Raw genomic sequence first — 15,727 nt, forward strand, 5'->3', positions numbered from 1 at the left:
CGGCGCTATGCCCGGCAGCCCTGGAGAGGCCGGGAAAGGTAAGGCTCACCATGGACCCAACCGCCGCCGAACAAGAACTGCCGCAGTCACCGACGCGGTCCCCAACGTCCCCAACTGAACCCCGATCCACCAACAGCCGCTCGGTCAATGCCGAAGGAGCCGCTCTCGTCAGGGCCTACCGCGCGTTGATGCCTCACCGGCTGCGCCGAACCATCGCCCGCCGTTACTCTCCCGAGTCACGAAGAAAACTCAAGGCCTTGGTGAGTGGTGCGTTCGTGACAGCCGCAGTGCGCCGCGCGACGCTGTCGGTGCTTGCCGTGCTGTGTCGTTCACGGATTGCGGCCACCGGTGCCGTGGTCACGTGGGCCCATGGCCGTGCGCGTATCGCGTTCAGTGAGGTGAACCTTGCGCCGCATGTGGCCCGGGCAGGCAACCTGTCCAGAGTGACAGCCGCCCTGGAGCGGTCCGGCGTCGACTACTTCTGCATACGCGGTCAGGAGAGGCACTCCACGATCGTTGCGGTGCCTCTCGGCGACCGGCAGCGGGCCGTGAACTCCCTGCGCAAGCTGTGTCATGAGGTTCCGGGGTATCTCGTGCGCCGAGGAGCCCGCGGCCCTCGTGTCGTTCCCGCCCACCGGGCGCGCGCGTGGCGGGCGGGTTCGGGTGCGTCGACGCTGAGCCTGTTCTGGTTCCACACCGAGCCCAGTGAACAACTGGTACTGGGGCCCGAACATGCCTGCGAGATCGAGTTCTGGGCGCCGGAAGACGGCATGCTCCGCGCACCGCGACGCAACGCGGTCACCGAGTCCGTACCTCTTGACGAGCCCGAAGTGCGGTCTCCCCTTTCGGACTTCACGGCTCCGGCCGGGCTCCATGCCACTTCCACCGCAATGGTGCGCACCCACAAGGCCTTCACAGCCCTCCTCCCAGGAGACGTCGACTTTCCCGTGGATGCGGTCTACACCTGGGTCGACGGCAACGATCCGGCGTGGCTGCGCCGCCGGGCGGCGGTGTCGAGCGAGGGACTGCATGAGGAGGCGGCCAACGCGGGCCGGTATGCGGACCACGACGAACTGCGATACTCGCTTCGTTCGCTGGCCATGCACGCCCCGTGGATCCGCAACATCTACCTCGTCACCGATGACCAGACGCCAGGGTGGCTGGACACCGCCCAGCCCGGCATCACCGTGGTCAGCCACCGCGAGATATTCAGTCGGCAGGAGTACCTTCCCACGTTCAACTCGCACGCGATCGAAAGCCAACTCCACCACATCGAGGGCCTGTCCGAGCAGTTCCTCTACTTCAACGACGACGTCTTCCTGGGCAACGAGGTCCTTCCCGAAGACTTCTTCCTCGCCAACGGCCTGAGCAAGTTCTTCCCTTCACCCGCGCTGGTGCCCCTCGGGCCCCGCCTCACCGAGGACCCACCGGTTTCCCTCGCGGGCAAGAACAACAGGGCCATCGTCCAGGACCGGTTCGGCAGGCTGCTCGTACAGAAGATGCGCCACGTCCCGCACCCCCTGCGGCGCACCATTCTCGACGAGATCGAGAAGGACTTCCCCGAACAGCATCAGCTGACGGCCGGCACCCGCTTCCGGGGGCCGGACGACCTGGCTGTGCCATCGTCGCTGTACCACTACTACGCGTTCCACACACAGCGGGCGCTGCCCTCGGAACTCTCCTATGTCTACGTCGACGTGTCGTTGCCCAACTCGGCGAATCGACTCGACCAGTTGCTGCTGAAGCGCGACAAGAAGGTGTTCTGCCTCAACGACACCTGCTCGACGGAGGCAGACTTCGACCGGTGCAACCGGCTCCTGAGGTCTTTCCTCGACGCCTACTTCCCCGTGCCGAGCCGATTCGAGAAACACTCCTGAACTTGAACCGCCTACTCCTCCGGCTCCCAGGCCTGGAGCAGGTCGAAGAGACGTCGGTCGCCGTCGAGCTTCAAGGAGTCCACCGCAATACGGCCGTACAGGGCCAGGACCAACTCACCGGCCGAACCCAGGGCGGAGGCGTCGGCCGCGTCCGCGCCGACAGAGGCGGCGGGCATTGCGCCGGGCGCGGGGAGACGGGTGGTCCGTGCGCCGTCGGCGGAGAGCGAGAGGCGCCAGGAGTGGCCCTCGGTGGTGTGGTAATCGACGACAGCGGGCTGGTGCGGCCAGGCGCTCGTCGTTGCGCAGCAGGTGGACAGGAACTCGTCGACACCGTCGAGGGCCACCTCGTCCGGCAGCGGCTGCGGGGCACCCACGGTGATCTGGGCGTCGTAGGTGTGCAGCGCGACCTCCTGGAGCTGGTGCCGGGCCACGGCACCGCAGGTCTGCGGCGACTGCGACGTACCCCACCACGTCCAGCAGCCGCGATCCGGGCCAGCCTCCCGCAGTGCGTCCAGTAGCTGCCGCGTCGACGCGGCCAACCAGGCCGCCAGGGCCTCGCGCTCCCGAGGCGCAGCCGGGGCGCCCTCCGATGCGGACTTGGCCGGGGGAGCGGAGGCAGGCCCTGCGGCGACGATGGCGGCCCAGCGGCGGCGCCCCTCGCCCAGGTGCCGCACCAGATCGAACAGCGTCCACTCGTGGCAGGTCGGCACCTGCACGTCGAGGCTGGGCGCCGCCAACCGGCCTGCGATTTCCTCTCGAGCAGCCCCGTACCGCGTGGGGACCATCGGTGGTCGCCCTGCGTGAGCAGGTGCTGATCGTGGGTGCGGTTGTCGTCCCTCCTGCGGCACGGGATGCTGAGGGGGCACGGAGGGAAGCGGTGTCATGGATCGTTTTCCGAATACGGCCAACGTCGATTTCCATAGTCCTTTGGACCTCTCCAAGGCCGCTGCCGCAGTACTGGACGCCGAAGGCCGCATTTCCGGGTGGGGAGCCTCGGCCCAGCGCCTCCTCGGACATTCACCGGAGGACGTGCTCGGTAAGCCGGCCGGTCGACTGCTGGCGTCCGCCCCCGGGCAGCGGCTGTCGGCCCTCTGCAAGACGCACAAGCCCCGCAGCACCGTCCTGGACCTGTGCTGTCGGGACGGACGCACCCTGCGCGCGGCCGTGACGTTCAGTCCCCTCGAACACCTGGGTGTCGCCGCGACCGTCGTGGTCGCGGCCGAGCTGGAGGCGCTGCGCGGCTGGGAGGCGCAGCTGGCGATGCTCCAGGGAATGGCGACCGAGTCGACCGTGGGCCTGACCATCTTCGACACCGACATGCGCGTCGTCTGGGGGAACGTCTCCACCGATCTGGAGCTCGCGGGGATCGGCCGGTACATCGGCCGGCCGGCCGCGGATCTCTTTCCCGAAGGCGAATTCATCTCCCGGCACCACCCCCCGGACGAGGACCAGATCATGGAGCACGTCATGACGACGGGCGAACCGATCATGGGAATGCACTATCGCGGCCGCGCCCCCGCCGACCCGGTGCGCGAGCACGTCTGGTCCTGCTCGTACCACCGGCTGGTGGACGCCCGCGGCGAGCTGCTGGGACTGTTCGAGGAGTCCTTGGACATCACCGACCGCTACCGCGCCCAGGAACGACTGTCGCTGCTGGTCCGGGCAGGAAAGCGCATCGGTGCCTCGCTGGACGTGCGCCGTACGGCCGCGGAGCTCGCCGACGTGGCGGTACCGCAGCTGGCCGACGAAGTGCTGGTGGATCTGCCGCCGGCGGTCATCGAGGGACGGCAGCCGCCGACGGGCTCGGCGCCGGGGCACAGTCTGCTGCGGCTGCACGGCCGGACCCCGGAGGAGTTCTCGACCAGTCCCATCTCCTACGCACCGTCGTCACCGCAGGCTCTGAGTCTGGCCACCAGCCGCCCCGTCGTCGACGACTCACCGCCCGAGGCGCCGGGCGAGAGGGGATCGGCCGCCTCGCCCTCCTGTCTGTTCGTCCCGCTCCTCACCCGCGATACGGTCCTGGGCCTCGCCACCTTCCGGCGCAGCAGCAACCCCGACCCCTTCGGGCCCGAGGAGCAGACGCTCGCCGTGGAACTGGCCGAGCGAGCCGCCGTCGGCATCGACAACGCCCGCCGTTACACCAGCCAGCATGCGGCGGCCCTGGTACTGCAGCGAAGCCTGCTGCCACAGCACCTGCCCGAGCAGAGCGCGGTCGACGTGGCGTACCGCTATCTGCCTGCCGACAACCGCGTGGGCGTGGGCGGCGACTGGTTCGACCTGATCCCACTGTCCGGTGCCAGAGTGGGCCTGACCGTCGGCGACGTGGTGGGCCACGGCGTGCACGCGGCCGCGACCATGGGCCGGCTGCGCGCCACCGTACGGACCCTCGCCCTGCTGGACCTGGACCCGGCCGAGTTGCTCACCCGGCTGGACGGCCTGGTCGCGCAGGACTCGGAACCCCACGCGAATGACTGGCTGAGCGACGAGGCGCTCGGGGTGACCTGCCTGTACGCGATCTACAACCCCGTCAACGGCCGGTGCACCTGGGCGAGCGCAGGCCATCCCCCGCCGATCGTGGCCGATGCGAGCGGCTCGGTGGCCTTGTCCTCGCTGACGCCGGGACCGCCCCTGGGGCTGGGCGGCCTGCCCTACGAGAACGTCGACCTGAGCTTGTCCAGCGGCAGCTTGGTGGCGTTCTTCACCGACGGTGTCGTGGAGGACCGGCGCACTGACATCGACAGCGGGATCGACCGCCTGGCCCAGGTGCTCACCTGGCAACGATGCCCGCTGGAGGAGCTGTGTGACCGGGCGCTGTCGGCCTTGCCGCCCGGACCACAGGTGGACGATGCCACGCTGCTGCTCATCCGCACCCGGCGGCTCGACGCCGACCATGTGGCGGACCTGGAGCTGCCGCCCGACCCGGCCATGGTGGCTCATGCCCGCACACTGACCGAGCGCCAGTTGGAGACCTGGGGCCTGTCCGAACTTTCGTTCAACGCTGAACTCGTGGTGAGCGAGCTGGTCACCAACGGCATGCGGTACGCCACCGGACCCGTCATGCTGAGGCTGATCAAGGATCGCTGCCTGCTGTGCGAGGTGTCCGACAACGCGCACACCGCACCACACCTGCGGCGAGCGCGTCGGGACGACGAGGGAGGCCGGGGCCTGTTCCTCGTCGCCCAGTTGTCCCAGCGCTGGGGCACGCGGTACACCGCATCCGGGAAGACCATCTGGGCCGAACTGACCTTCCCTTAGCGGGAGATCGGATGCGGCCGCGCTGCTCACCGACGCCCGGTTCGCCGAGGGTGCGGGGCGGTGCAAGCTCCGTTCGGAGCGCCCACCCCGCCAGGCCTTTCCCGGCCGGGGCCGCGCTGTCCGCATACACGAATTGGGATCATGTGCATGTAATGACTTGAAGAACTCTTCAAGTCATGAGCATGCGTCAGCCCGGCTCTGGGACGGCTTATACCTCGATCTGCTCCTCCACTTTCTTGAGTTGATGGCGAGCCATCGCCAGGTTGGAGCGGGTCTTGTCGAGTACGAGGTACAGGAACAGTCCGTTGCCGTTACGACCGGCGACCAGCCGGATGAGGTGGTACTGCTTCTCCAGGGTGATCAGGATGTCCTCGATCTGGCCCTTGAGACCCAGATGCTCCATGGTGCGCACCTCGGAGCGGATGACATCCGTGTTCCCGGCCGCGGCGACCGTCAGATCCAGGCCCTTGCCCCCGCCCAGGGTGCCCAGGGCCATGCCGCTGGTGTAGTCGACGACCGCCGCCCCCAGCGCCCCGTCGACCCCCGCCATCATCTCCTTCAGTGACACTTCCACACTCGTCATCGAAGCCTCCCCTTTGGTTGTCGGCTGCGGCGGGCCGTCGGCTTGGGACCCGCCCTCGTGGCCGCACCGTAGGCGGGCGGATCCAGCCCGAGGGGTGTCTCTCCACAGGTGACACACAATGATCGAAAGGCGGTCTGTGAAGCTCGCCCGATGACCAGGATTGACGCGCGGGGCTGGATGCACCCGCGGGACGGATCGAAGCGCGGTGGCGCGGACGCAAGGGCGGCCGCTCCGGCTTGAGGGTCACTGTCAGACGCGGAGCGGCCGTACACCGAGGGTGCTCCGTCCCTCGGTGGGGAAATGGCCTATTGCGCTGTCACGTTGACAGTGGGGGAGTGGGTCTTGCCCGAGACGACACGGAATTGCCGTGTGCCTTTCATGGTCACTCGGGTCGCGAGGGCGTACGCGTTGCCCTTCTTGATCTTGGAGTTGACGTGAAGCGGAACCCACTTACCGTTCTTGTCCATCTGCCGCATCACCGATGCTCCGGCCCGAATGCCGGTAGTGTGCCCGGCGAAGTGGACCGTGTGTCCGGCCTTCACGGTCGTGGGGCTTGCCTTGACCGTGATCGAGGCGGGATGCGACGGCGTTGTAGCGGGCCGTCGGCGGTGGCCGCCGGCACCCGGCCGCCCTCCGCGCTCACCTGTACGTCCTCGCGGTCCGCCGTCACCGGTACGTCGATCTGCCGCAGCGGTCACGCTGTCACGCAGTAGCGGCTCTCAGTCTTCGGTCAACTGTGGTGTCAGCCTTGCCAGTTGCGGCCCCGTCTCCTACATTAAGCGCGGCGTTAAATCCACTTAACTGAATACTTGAGCGAGGTCGCCGTGTCGTACCGCGCAAGACCGCGTATGCGTTGGGTCACCGCTGTCGGGGCTGTCCTGGCCGCCATGACGGCGCTGGTCGGCGGAGTGAATCCAGGGCGGGCGGAGGCGGCCGTCCCTCCGGTCCGCACTCAGCACGTCGAGTACTTCCCGGGGCCTCTGTCCGAGCCCCGCCAGGTGACCGTCCCGGCGGGCGCCCCCGGCCGGATCGCCCGCCACACGCCGACACCGGCGGGCGCCACTTCGGCGGTGAAGGCACTCCAGCGCACCGGTCCGGTGTCCGGGCGGCTCGACCTGGTGGTGATGGGCGACGGCTACACGGCCGACGAGCAGGGCGAGTTCGCCGTCGACGCCGAGGAGAAGCTGGACGCGATCTTCGGTATCGAGCCGTACCGGAGCTACCGCGGCCTGTTCAACATCTGGTTGGTCAACACCGTCTCCAACGAGTCCGGCGTCTCCGGTGATCCGGGGGCCGACGTCGTCAAGGACACCGCGCTGGACGCCTCCTTCTTCTGCGACGGCATCGAGCGACTGCTGTGCGTCGACACCGATGAGGTCGCGCGGTACGCCGACCTGGCCCCGGACGCCGACATCGTCTTCGTCGTCGCCAACTCCACCAAGTACGGCGGCGCGGGCTACTCCGCTGCCGACCTGCCGTCGGGGTCGAGCTTCCACGGGGTGGCCACGATGTCGTCCGACAACGACAGGTCGTACCTCATAGGCGCCCACGAACTGGGCCACTCCATAGGTCACTTGGCCGACGAGTACCAATACACGGGCTACGGCACGTACCCCTCGGCCGAGGAGCCGGCCGCCGCCAACCTCACCCTCCGCCGCGATCCGGGCGCGACGAAGTGGTACCGCTGGCTCGGGGAGCAGGACCCGTCCGGTTCGGTTGTGGGCACGTACGAAGGCGGGGGGTACTACGAGGAGGGTGTCTACCGTCCGACCGAGACGTCCATCATGCGCTCCCTGGCCTCAACGGTGTTCAACGTCGTCGGCCGCGAGGCGATGATCGCCGGCTTCTATGCCGACGCGGACGCGCTGACCTCCTCCCTCCCTCGATCCCGGCCGATCGGGCCAGGGCGCCGGATCACGGTACGTCTCGCACCGCTGAGCGGCCTCGCCGACCTCGAACTGACCTGGTACGCCGACGGCAGGCAGGTGATGTGGGCGACGGGCGAGGTGTCGGTGACACCACGTGAACTGGGCGTCCGAGGCCGCGGCCACAAAGTCACGGCCATCGTGACCGACCACGCGACGGCAATACGGGATCCAGCGGTCCGGGCGCGGACGACCACCTCACTGACGTGGACGGTGCGGTGACACAGCGGCCCGCCCGGGACAGCGGGGGAGGAGATGGGTACCGGACACCCGCGCTCACGGGGAGGGCCGTCAGCCGGTCGTGTCCGTCGACGCCAGGGCCGTGAGGGCGGCGTCGAGGCGGCGGGTGGCTTCCTCGGCGACCGGGCGGAGGGCGTCGAGTTCGGTGAGGGCGACCATCGTGTTCGGGTCGAGGACCTGTACGGCGGTGCGGTCGCCGTCGCGGCGGACCACCACGTTGCAGGGCAGCAGCAGACCGATGGAGCGGTCGGTCTCCAGGGCGCGGTGGGCGAGGGGCGGGTTGCAGGCGCCGAGGATGACGTAGTCCTCCATGTCGTGGTCGAGCTTGGCCTTGAGTGTGGCGGTGACGTCTATCTCGGTGAGGATGCCGAAGCCCTGGGCGGCGAGGGCCTCGCGGGTGCGGGCGACGGCGGTGGCGAAGTCGGTGTCGAGGTGGACGGTGCGGTCGTAGCGCATGGCGGTGGTCTGCCCTTCTGATCGGCTCGCGTGGCGGGGGCGGGTGTCCGGCCGCGTGCGACGTGCTCACGAGGTGGTTTCCCCGGGCCTTCCGGCCCTTGAAAATACCCCATGGGGTAATCATGTTACCTTCCTATGTATACCCCCTGGGGTAATCCATCACTGGAAGGGAGTACCTCGTGTTCTTCATCGACACGATCGAGGTGTCGGGACTCGGCAACCGCAGCTATCTCGCGGGCGGTGAGCGCACGGCCGTGGTCGTCGACCCGCCGCGCGACCTCGACCAGGTGATCGCGGCGGCCGCTCGGCGCGGGGTGCGGATCTCGCACGTCGTCGAGACGCACGTGCACAACGACTACGTCACCGGCGGACTGGAGCTCGCCCGGGTCACGGGCGCCGCCTACCTCGTGCCCGCCGGAGCCCGCGTCGCCTTCGACCGCGTACCGGTGCACGACGGTGACCGTACGGATGTCGACCCCGAGGCCGGCCTGACCCTGCGTGCGCTGTCCACGCCCGGGCACACCCCCCACCACACCTCCTATGTGCTGGAGGAGAACGGCACGGCGGCCGCGGTGTTCACCGGTGGCTCGCTGCTGATCGGCACCGTCGGCCGCCCCGATCTGGTCGAGCCCCGGCTGACCGAGGGCCTGGCCCGCGCCCAGCACGCCTCCGCGCACCGGCTGGCCGCCGAACTGCCCGAGGAGACGGCCGTGCTGCCCACCCACGGGTTCGGCAGCTTCTGCTCGTCCTCCCAGGCCGAGGGCAGCGCCACGACCATCGGCAAGGAGAAGGCGTCCAACGAGGCCCTCACCCGGGATGTCGACACCTTCGTCGCCGATCTGCTGGCCGGCCTGGACGACGTCCCCGCCTACTACGCGCACATGGGCCCGGCCAACGCCGCCGGACCTGCGCCCGTCGACCTGACCCCGCCCGCCGTTGCCGACGCCGAGGAGATAGCCGCCCGGCTGGGTGCGGGGGAGTGGGTGGTGGACCTGCGCAACCGGGTCGCCTTCGCCCAAGGGCATGTCGCAGGCTCGTTCAACTTCGAGGCGGAGGGGCAGCTCGCCACGTATCTGGCCTGGCTGATCCCCTGGGGCAAGCCGGTCACCCTGCTCGCCGAGTCGCCCGAGCAGCTCGCTGCCGCCCAGCGTGAGCTGGTGCGGGTGGGTATCGACCGGCCGGCCGCCGCGGCCACGGGCGGGCCTGCCGACTGGATGCGCGAGGGCGAGGCGCCGGCCTCCTTCCCGAGGGGAACCTTCGCCGACCTCGCCGGGCGGTCCGAGGACGTCGTCGTCCTGGACGTGCGCCGGGCGTCGGAGCGGGCCAGTGGGTTCGTCGAGGGCTCGGTCCACATCCCGATCCACACCCTCCCCCGCCGCCTGGACGAGGTTCCCGAGGGCGAGGTGTGGGTGCACTGCGCGGGCGGAATGCGTGCCGCGATCGCCGCCTCCCTGCTGGACGCCGCGGGCCGGGACGTCGTCGCCGTGGACGACTCGTTCGACGCGGCCGAGAAGGCGGGACTCACCGTCCGGACCGCCTGACGGCGCAGGGCGCAGACGCCGAAATTCCGTACCGACATGGGACACAGGAGCCAGAAACCGAGATGAGCATCTTCCGACGAGGCCGGCGCGGCCCGGGGCGCGTGAGCGTGCAGGAGGCGGCCGTGCGCACCGGGCACGGCGCGGCCGACGACGGCGGTGACGCCGTGCTGCTGGACGTGCGCGAACCGTACGAATGGCAGGCGGGGCACGCGCCGCGAGCCGTGCACCTGTCGCTGTCCGCCCTGGCCGCCGGGGCGGAGCTGCCCGCTCACGCGCAGGCGCGGCCCCTGGTCGTGATCTGCCGCTCCGGCAACCGCTCCCGACAGGCGGCCGAGCTGCTCGCCGCCCGCGGCTCCCGGGCCGTGGACGTGATCGGCGGGATGCGGGACTGGGCCGAAGCGGGTCTGCCGGTGGTGGACGACCGCGGCCGTAACGGCACCGTCGCGTGAGCGCGGTCATACTCGCCCTGGCCGCCGGAGCGGTCATCGGCCTGGCGCTCGGCGCGCTCGGGGGAGGCGGCAGCGTCCTGGCGGTCCCCGCGCTGATCTACCTGCTCGGCTTCAGTCCGGTCGGGGCGACGACCGCGAGTCTGGTCATCGTCACGTTCACCTCGGCCACCGCGCTCATCGCGCATGCCCGCGACGGGAATGTGCGGTGGCGTACGGGGCTGCTGTTCGCGGCTGCCGGGATCGGTCCGGCCATGCTGGGCGGTGCGCTCGCCGCCCGCGTCCCGGAGGCCGCACTGACGGCGGCGTTCGCCGTGGTCGCGGGAGCGGCCGCCATCCGTATGCTGCGTTCCGGGCCGGCTGCGGAGGGCACCGTGACGGTACGGCCGGGGCGCGCCGCGGCGGCCGGTGCGGGGCTCGGCGCGGTCACCGGCATCCTCGGTGTCGGCGGTGGCTTCCTCGCCGTACCGGCGCTGGTGGGCGTGCTCGGCATGCGGATGCGCAACGCGGTGGGCACCAGCCTGCTGGTCATCACCGTCAACTCACTGGCGGCGCTGGCGACCCGGGCCGGTACGGTCGAGGGGCTGGACTGGGCGGTCGTGGGCCCCTTCATCGGGGCTGCGATCCTCGGCGCCTGGGACGGCAGACGGCTGTCCGCGAAGGTCTCCGGGCACACGCTTCAGCGGATCTTCGCCCTGGCGCTGCTGGCCGTGGCGGGCTTCATGCTGATCGACGCGGTCGCGTGAGGCGGGCCTCAAGAAATGATCACGCCAAAGACAGGAACAGCTTCTCCAGGCGGGCGCGCATCGCCTCCGGGTCCTCGCCGTTCTTACGGCCGGACTCCATGTCCGTCACGCACTGCTGCAGGCCCGTCGCGATGATCGCGAAACCGGCGCGGTCCAGCGCGCGCGAGGCGGCGGCGAGCTGCGTGACGACGTCCTCGCAGTCGCGCCCCTCCTCGATCATTCGGATCACACCGGAGATCTGCCCCTGTGCCCGGCGCAGCCGGTTCAGCACGGCCTTCAGGCCCGCACCCTCAAGCTCCAGTTCCACGATCACTCCTCGAAAGATACCCCTAGGGGTACTGTACGTCCCGGTTCGGGACGACGTCGACCATTAAGGATCACAGCTGCCATGACCAACTCCCCCGCTCCCGTCACACTCGGCACGGACCAGGCCCGCACCCGGTTGCACGAGTTCACCGTCATCGATGTGCGCACGCCCGCCGAGTACGCCTCGGGCCACCTGCCCGGCGCGCTGAACATCCCCGTGGACCACATCCGGCGGGCGCTGCCGGAGATCCGGGACGCGGCCGAGCGCGGTGACGTCCTCGTCGTGTGCGCCTCCGGAGCCCGTTCCGAGAACGCCTGCCGGCTCCTGGCCGCGCACGGCATCGCCACGGCGACCCTCGCCGGCGGCACCGGCGCCTGGGCCGCCGAGGGGCACGACCTGCACACACCGGCGGCCTGCGACACCCGTGCCGGCTGGAGCATGGAACGCCAGGTGCGCTTCACCGCCGGCACCATGGTTCTCCTCGGCCTCGCGCTGGGCCTGCTCGTGCACCCCGCCCTCCTGCTGATCTCGGCCGGTATCGCGGGCGGCCTGGTCTTCTCCGCCCTGACGAACACCTGCGGCATGGCGGTCATGCTCGGCAAGCTGCCGCACAACCGCCCGCGCGCGGCCGACCTGGATGCCACGCTCGCCGCTCTCCGCAACCGCTGAACCCCTGCGGTCCAGGGCACCCACGCAGCCGCTGTGGGTGCCCTGTGCCGTCAGTTCCCGCCCGCCTGACCCGCGGCGGCCTGCCGGCGTACGTCCTCCATGTCGACGGCCCGGATCTTGCCGATGAGCTCCTCCAGCGCCTGCGGCGGCAGGGCGCCCGGCCGGGCGTACAGCACGGTCCGGTCGCGGACCGCCATGAGCGTGGGGATGGACGAGATCTGGAAGGTCGCGGCGAGTTCGGGCTGTGCCTCGGTGTCGACCTTGCCGAACACGATGTCCGGGTGGCGTTCTGCCGCCTTCTCGTAGACGGGGCCGAACATCCTGCACGGCCCGCACCAGGCGGCCCAGAAGTCGATCAGCACGATGTCGGAGCCGGTGACGGTCTCCTCGAAGTTGTCCTTGGTCAGTTCGACGGTCGACATGGGGCTCCCTCTCCTCCTGCATATATACCCAGTGGGGTATCTGCTGGGTTCAACCGGTGCAGGGTCGGGTTTGTTCCATGCGGACCAGGACCAGTGGTGACGGAAGGGATCGGCCTCAGGGCTCCAGCGCGATATCGATCTCGGGCGGCTGGTGGAGAGTGTTGTGGACCGTGCAGTGCGAGGCCACGGCCAGCAGCGCCGCGCGGCGCTCTTCGGGCAGCTCCGGCGGCGGGACGACCACGACCCGCAGGGAGGCGACCCGGGCCGGGCGGTCGGTGGCCATGGTGAACTCCGTGCGGACGCGCAGGCCCGCGCGGGGGAGTCCGTGCCGGTGGAGGTAGCGCCCCGCGTAGAACGCGACGCAGGTGGCCAGCGACGCCGCGAACAGCTCGGTCGGGGTGGGTGCGGTGTCCGTGCCGCCCGCCTCCGGCGGCTGGTCGACCCGGAGGCGGTGTCCTCGGACGTCCACCGTGTAGGTGTCCTGCTCGACGTGGGTGACCTCAAGACGGTGCACGGCTGTGGACTGCGGGCGGTTCGCGCTGAGGGTGTGAGGTGTGCTGCCGGTCATGGCCGAGCCCTTCTCGCTGGTGTCGGCTGCTCCGGAATCCAGTCGACCACTGAGCGCGGGGGTGGGGCGAGGGGCCGACGGGGTCTGCCGAGGACCGTTCGGCCCTCGCACCCATTCTCGCACCGATATACCCTGTGGGGTATTTTTCCAGGCGGTTCGCGGTGAATGAGCGGACCCCCAGGGCCGGTGGTCCCGGCCGAAGACATACCCGGGTGGGTACCCGAGTGGGGACGAGAGGCCCATGCCCGGCCGGCATCTCCCGTACGACAGTGAAGACATGGGCAAACACATCGTGATTCTTGGCGGCGGAACCGCCGGCACCATGACGGCGAACCGCCTGTGTCGCACATACGACCGGCGCGAATGCCGGATCACGGTCGTCGACCAGGACGACGACCACCTCTACCAGCCCGGCCTGCTGTTCGTGCCGTTCGGGCTCGCCCAGCCGCGCCACCTCGTGCGGTCGCGTCCCCGGCAGCTGGACACGGCCGTCGACTACAAGCAGGCGCGGATCGAACGGGTCGACCTGGACGCCCGCACGGTGCACCTCGCCGAGGGCATCCGGCTGTCGTACGACATCCTCGTGGTCGCCACCGGAGCGACGCTGCTGCCGGAGGAGACCGAGGGACTGACCGGTCCCGGCTGGGGCGAGAAGGTGTTCACCTTCTACGACCTGCCCGGCGCGACCGGTCTGCACGACGCGCTGGAACGCTTCGACGGCGGCCGCGTGGTCATCGACGTGGCGGACCTGCCGGTCAAGTGCCCCGTCGCGCCACTGGAGTTCGCGTTCCTTGCCGACTGGTACTTCCAGCGGCGAGGCATCCGGGACCGGGTCGAGCTGACGTACGTCACCCCGCTGGACGCGGCCTTCACCAAGCCGGTCGCGGCCAAGGCGCTGGGCGGGCTGCTCAAGGAGAAGGGAGTTGAGCTGGTCACCGAGTTCACGCTCGGCGAGGTCGACGGTGCCGGGGGCCGGCTGGTGTCGTACGACGAGCGCGAGGTGCCCTTCGATCTGGCGGTGGTCGTGCCGCTGCACGCCGGCGCGGAGTACGTGGGCCGCTCCGAGGGACTGGGCGACGAGCTGGGCTTCATCCCCGTCGACCCGCACAGCCTCCAACACCCGGACCACCCCGAGGTGTTCGCCATCGGCGACGCGGCCGGCCTGTCGGCGTCGAAGGCGGGCTCGGTGGCCCACTTCGAGGGCGAGGTGCTGGTGCACAACATCGGGCGCTTCCTCGCCGGACAGCCGCTGGACGCCGCCTTCGACGGGCACACGAACTGCTTCGTGGAGACCGGCTTCCACAAGGCCCTGCTCATCGACTTCAACTACGACACCGAGCCACTGCCCGGCCACTTCCCCGGCCCCGTCGGCCTGCCGCTGCTGAAGGAGTCGCACGCGAGCCACCTCGGCAAGCTCGCCTTCGAATGGCTGTACTGGCACAGCCTGCTGCCCGGCCGAGAAGTGCCCGGCATCGGCTCGGCCATGCCCGAGCGCGGCAAGAACCACGTGTCCGCCTGACCGAGAGGAGCACACCGTCATGCCCACCGCCACCTACGCCGACACCGCCGTCCCCGTCGACGACGAAGGCTTCTTCACCGACCCCGCGCAGTGGACCGAGCCGATGGCCGAGCAGATCGCCCGGGAGCAGGGGATCGACGAACTGACCGACCGGCACTGGACGGTCATCCGCTTCATGCGCGAGCAGTACGCGGCCAAGGGCACCGGCCCCACCGTGCGGGTGCTCGGCAAGACCTCCGGTGTGAGCGTCAAGGAGCTCTACCAGCTCTTCCCGAAGGGCCCGGCGAAGATTGCCGCGAAGATCGCCGGGATTCCCAAGCCCCGCGGCTGCATCTGAGGAGGTGCCCGTCATGGCCGACACCGCAACGATCGAGAAGGTCTCGATCATCGTCTCCAAGGGATCCCTGGAAGGGATCTACCCGGCCCTGATCATGGCCAACGGCGCCCGCGCCGAGGGCATCGAGGCCGACCTGTTCTTCACCTTCTTCGGCCTGGACGCGATCACGAAGAAGCGCTGGGAGCACATCAAGCTGGCCACCGTGGGCAATCCGGGCCTGCACCTGCCGACCCTGCTGGGTGGCATGCCGGGCGTGCCGGACCTGGTCACCCGGTACATGGAACGCAAGATGGACAAGCTCGACATCCCGCCGATCCCCGAGTTCATCGAGATGATCGCCGACACTGGCGCGGGCATCTACGCCTGCAAGGCGTCCGTCGACCTCTTCGAACTCGACAAGGACGACCTGGTCGAGCAGGTCCAGGGGATCATCACGGTCGGGGAGTTCTACGAGCGTGCGGCCGGCAGCCAGATCATCTACACCTGAGATGACCGGGGTCCTCGCGGGTCGGTACGACGGGCCAGGCGCCGCTCTCGGCCTGGCCTGCCTGCAGAAGGAGCAGGCGGGCCAGGTCACGTGCCTCGTCGGCGGTGAGCGCCGCCCACACGCCCGGTTCGCCGCCCTGGTCGCGGCCCACGTCCAGAGTGACCCGGCCGATGGGCCGGTCCGCGGACGCCAGCCGCAGATACCGCACGGCGATCCTGCGCCCGCAGGTGGTCACTACGCAGCTGTCCTCGCTCGTCGTGGGCCGGTCACGTCCTGTCGTCGTCATGGTCCTCACGCTCCTCCGCCGGGTTGCTGACGGTCCCCCTCGGCTGTCGTCTGCGATCTGAAT

At 69.8% G+C, this 15,727-nt stretch carries 17 protein-coding genes; 10 read left to right on the plus strand and 7 right to left on the minus strand.

Annotation, left to right across the window (positions count from 1 at the left end; genetic code table 11):
* Nucleotides 1-443: 443 nt before the first annotated feature.
* The gene (locus ACZ4EG_RS32955; protein WP_467793225.1) at nt 444-1,877 is read left to right on the plus strand and encodes a stealth family protein; all 1,434 of its coding nucleotides are present in this window, start codon (nt 444-446) and stop codon (nt 1,875-1,877) included.
* Nucleotides 1,878-1,888: 11 nt separating this feature from the next.
* On the opposite strand, the gene ACZ4EG_RS32960 is transcribed toward ACZ4EG_RS32955, so the two are convergent.
* A complete protein-coding gene (locus ACZ4EG_RS32960) occupies nt 1,889-2,662 on the minus strand; it encodes a maleylpyruvate isomerase family mycothiol-dependent enzyme (RefSeq protein ID WP_467793226.1) in 774 nt (257 codons plus the stop codon).
* 97 nt (nt 2,663-2,759) lie between these two features.
* On the opposite strand from ACZ4EG_RS32960, the gene ACZ4EG_RS32965 reads away from it, so the two are divergent.
* Nucleotides 2,760-5,132 (plus strand): SpoIIE family protein phosphatase, encoded by a 2,373-nt coding sequence (locus tag ACZ4EG_RS32965; protein WP_453552944.1) that lies wholly within the window; start codon nt 2,760-2,762, stop codon nt 5,130-5,132.
* 208 nt (nt 5,133-5,340) lie between these two features.
* Here the strand turns inward: ACZ4EG_RS32965 and ACZ4EG_RS32970 are convergent, their stop codons facing one another.
* On the minus strand, nt 5,341-5,715 hold the full coding sequence (locus ACZ4EG_RS32970; protein WP_453552942.1) for a hypothetical protein: 375 nt from the start codon (nt 5,713-5,715) through the stop codon (nt 5,341-5,343).
* A gap of 887 nt (nt 5,716-6,602) precedes the next feature.
* Between ACZ4EG_RS32970 and ACZ4EG_RS32975 the strand changes: the two genes are divergently transcribed.
* Nucleotides 6,603-7,862 carry a M64 family metallopeptidase gene (locus ACZ4EG_RS32975; protein ID WP_467793227.1) on the plus strand — a complete coding sequence of 420 codons (1,260 nt, stop codon included), beginning with the start codon at nt 6,603-6,605 and terminating at the stop codon, nt 7,860-7,862.
* A 69-nt stretch (nt 7,863-7,931) separates the two neighbouring features.
* On the opposite strand, the gene ACZ4EG_RS32980 is transcribed toward ACZ4EG_RS32975, so the two are convergent.
* Entirely contained in the window at nt 7,932-8,336 is a 405-nt protein-coding gene (locus ACZ4EG_RS32980) for a DUF302 domain-containing protein (protein WP_453552938.1), read from the minus strand.
* Between the two features lie 179 nt (nt 8,337-8,515).
* On the opposite strand from ACZ4EG_RS32980, the gene ACZ4EG_RS32985 reads away from it, so the two are divergent.
* From ACZ4EG_RS32985 to ACZ4EG_RS32995, 3 genes are all read left to right on the plus strand, one after another.
* Nucleotides 8,516-9,877, plus strand: coding sequence for an MBL fold metallo-hydrolase (locus ACZ4EG_RS32985; protein ID WP_467793228.1), 1,362 nt, complete (start codon nt 8,516-8,518; stop codon nt 9,875-9,877).
* A gap of 62 nt (nt 9,878-9,939) precedes the next feature.
* On the plus strand, nt 9,940-10,326 hold the full coding sequence (locus tag ACZ4EG_RS32990; RefSeq protein WP_467793229.1) for a rhodanese-like domain-containing protein: 387 nt from the start codon (nt 9,940-9,942) through the stop codon (nt 10,324-10,326).
* A complete protein-coding gene (locus ACZ4EG_RS32995; RefSeq protein WP_453552932.1) occupies nt 10,323-11,069 on the plus strand; it encodes a sulfite exporter TauE/SafE family protein in 747 nt (248 codons plus the stop codon). The genes ACZ4EG_RS32990 and ACZ4EG_RS32995 overlap by 4 nt, the downstream gene beginning before the upstream one ends.
* Before the next feature lie 19 nt (nt 11,070-11,088).
* On the opposite strand, the gene ACZ4EG_RS33000 is transcribed toward ACZ4EG_RS32995, so the two are convergent.
* On the minus strand, nt 11,089-11,376 hold the full coding sequence (locus ACZ4EG_RS33000) for a metal-sensitive transcriptional regulator (protein ID WP_263215692.1): 288 nt from the start codon (nt 11,374-11,376) through the stop codon (nt 11,089-11,091).
* A gap of 81 nt (nt 11,377-11,457) precedes the next feature.
* Here ACZ4EG_RS33000 and ACZ4EG_RS33005 point away from each other — a divergent pair, with 81 nt between their 5' ends.
* Nucleotides 11,458-12,045, plus strand: coding sequence for a rhodanese-like domain-containing protein (locus ACZ4EG_RS33005; protein ID WP_467793230.1), 588 nt, complete (start codon nt 11,458-11,460; stop codon nt 12,043-12,045).
* A gap of 50 nt (nt 12,046-12,095) precedes the next feature.
* Here ACZ4EG_RS33005 and trxA read toward each other — a convergent pair whose 3' ends face one another.
* Both trxA and ACZ4EG_RS33015 read right to left on the minus strand, forming a co-directional pair.
* Complete coding sequence (gene trxA, locus ACZ4EG_RS33010) at nt 12,096-12,467, minus strand: thioredoxin (RefSeq protein ID WP_467793231.1); 372 nt, start codon at nt 12,465-12,467, stop codon at nt 12,096-12,098.
* A 115-nt stretch (nt 12,468-12,582) separates the two neighbouring features.
* A complete protein-coding gene (locus ACZ4EG_RS33015; RefSeq protein ID WP_467793232.1) occupies nt 12,583-13,035 on the minus strand; it encodes an OsmC family protein in 453 nt (150 codons plus the stop codon).
* A 277-nt stretch (nt 13,036-13,312) separates the two neighbouring features.
* Here ACZ4EG_RS33015 and sqr point away from each other — a divergent pair, with 277 nt between their 5' ends.
* Genes sqr through ACZ4EG_RS33030 form a run of 3 tightly spaced genes read left to right on the plus strand, consistent with a single transcriptional unit; the run spans nt 13,313 to nt 15,378 of the window.
* Complete coding sequence (sqr, locus tag ACZ4EG_RS33020) at nt 13,313-14,554, plus strand: type III sulfide quinone reductase, selenoprotein subtype (RefSeq protein WP_467793233.1); 1,242 nt, start codon at nt 13,313-13,315, stop codon at nt 14,552-14,554.
* Between the two features lie 19 nt (nt 14,555-14,573).
* Nucleotides 14,574-14,891, plus strand: coding sequence for a TusE/DsrC/DsvC family sulfur relay protein (locus ACZ4EG_RS33025; RefSeq protein ID WP_453552922.1), 318 nt, complete (start codon nt 14,574-14,576; stop codon nt 14,889-14,891).
* Nucleotides 14,892-14,904: 13 nt separating this feature from the next.
* On the plus strand, nt 14,905-15,378 hold the full coding sequence (locus ACZ4EG_RS33030; RefSeq protein WP_390711790.1) for a DsrE/DsrF/DrsH-like family protein: 474 nt from the start codon (nt 14,905-14,907) through the stop codon (nt 15,376-15,378).
* On the opposite strand, the gene ACZ4EG_RS33035 is transcribed toward ACZ4EG_RS33030, so the two are convergent.
* Entirely contained in the window at nt 15,365-15,664 is a 300-nt protein-coding gene (locus ACZ4EG_RS33035; protein WP_467793234.1) for a hypothetical protein, read from the minus strand. The two genes, ACZ4EG_RS33030 and ACZ4EG_RS33035, sit on opposite strands and share 14 nt — an antisense overlap.
* Between the last annotated feature and the right edge of the window lie 63 nt (nt 15,665-15,727).

This window comes from Streptomyces sp. NPDC025638 (assembly GCF_055558775.1).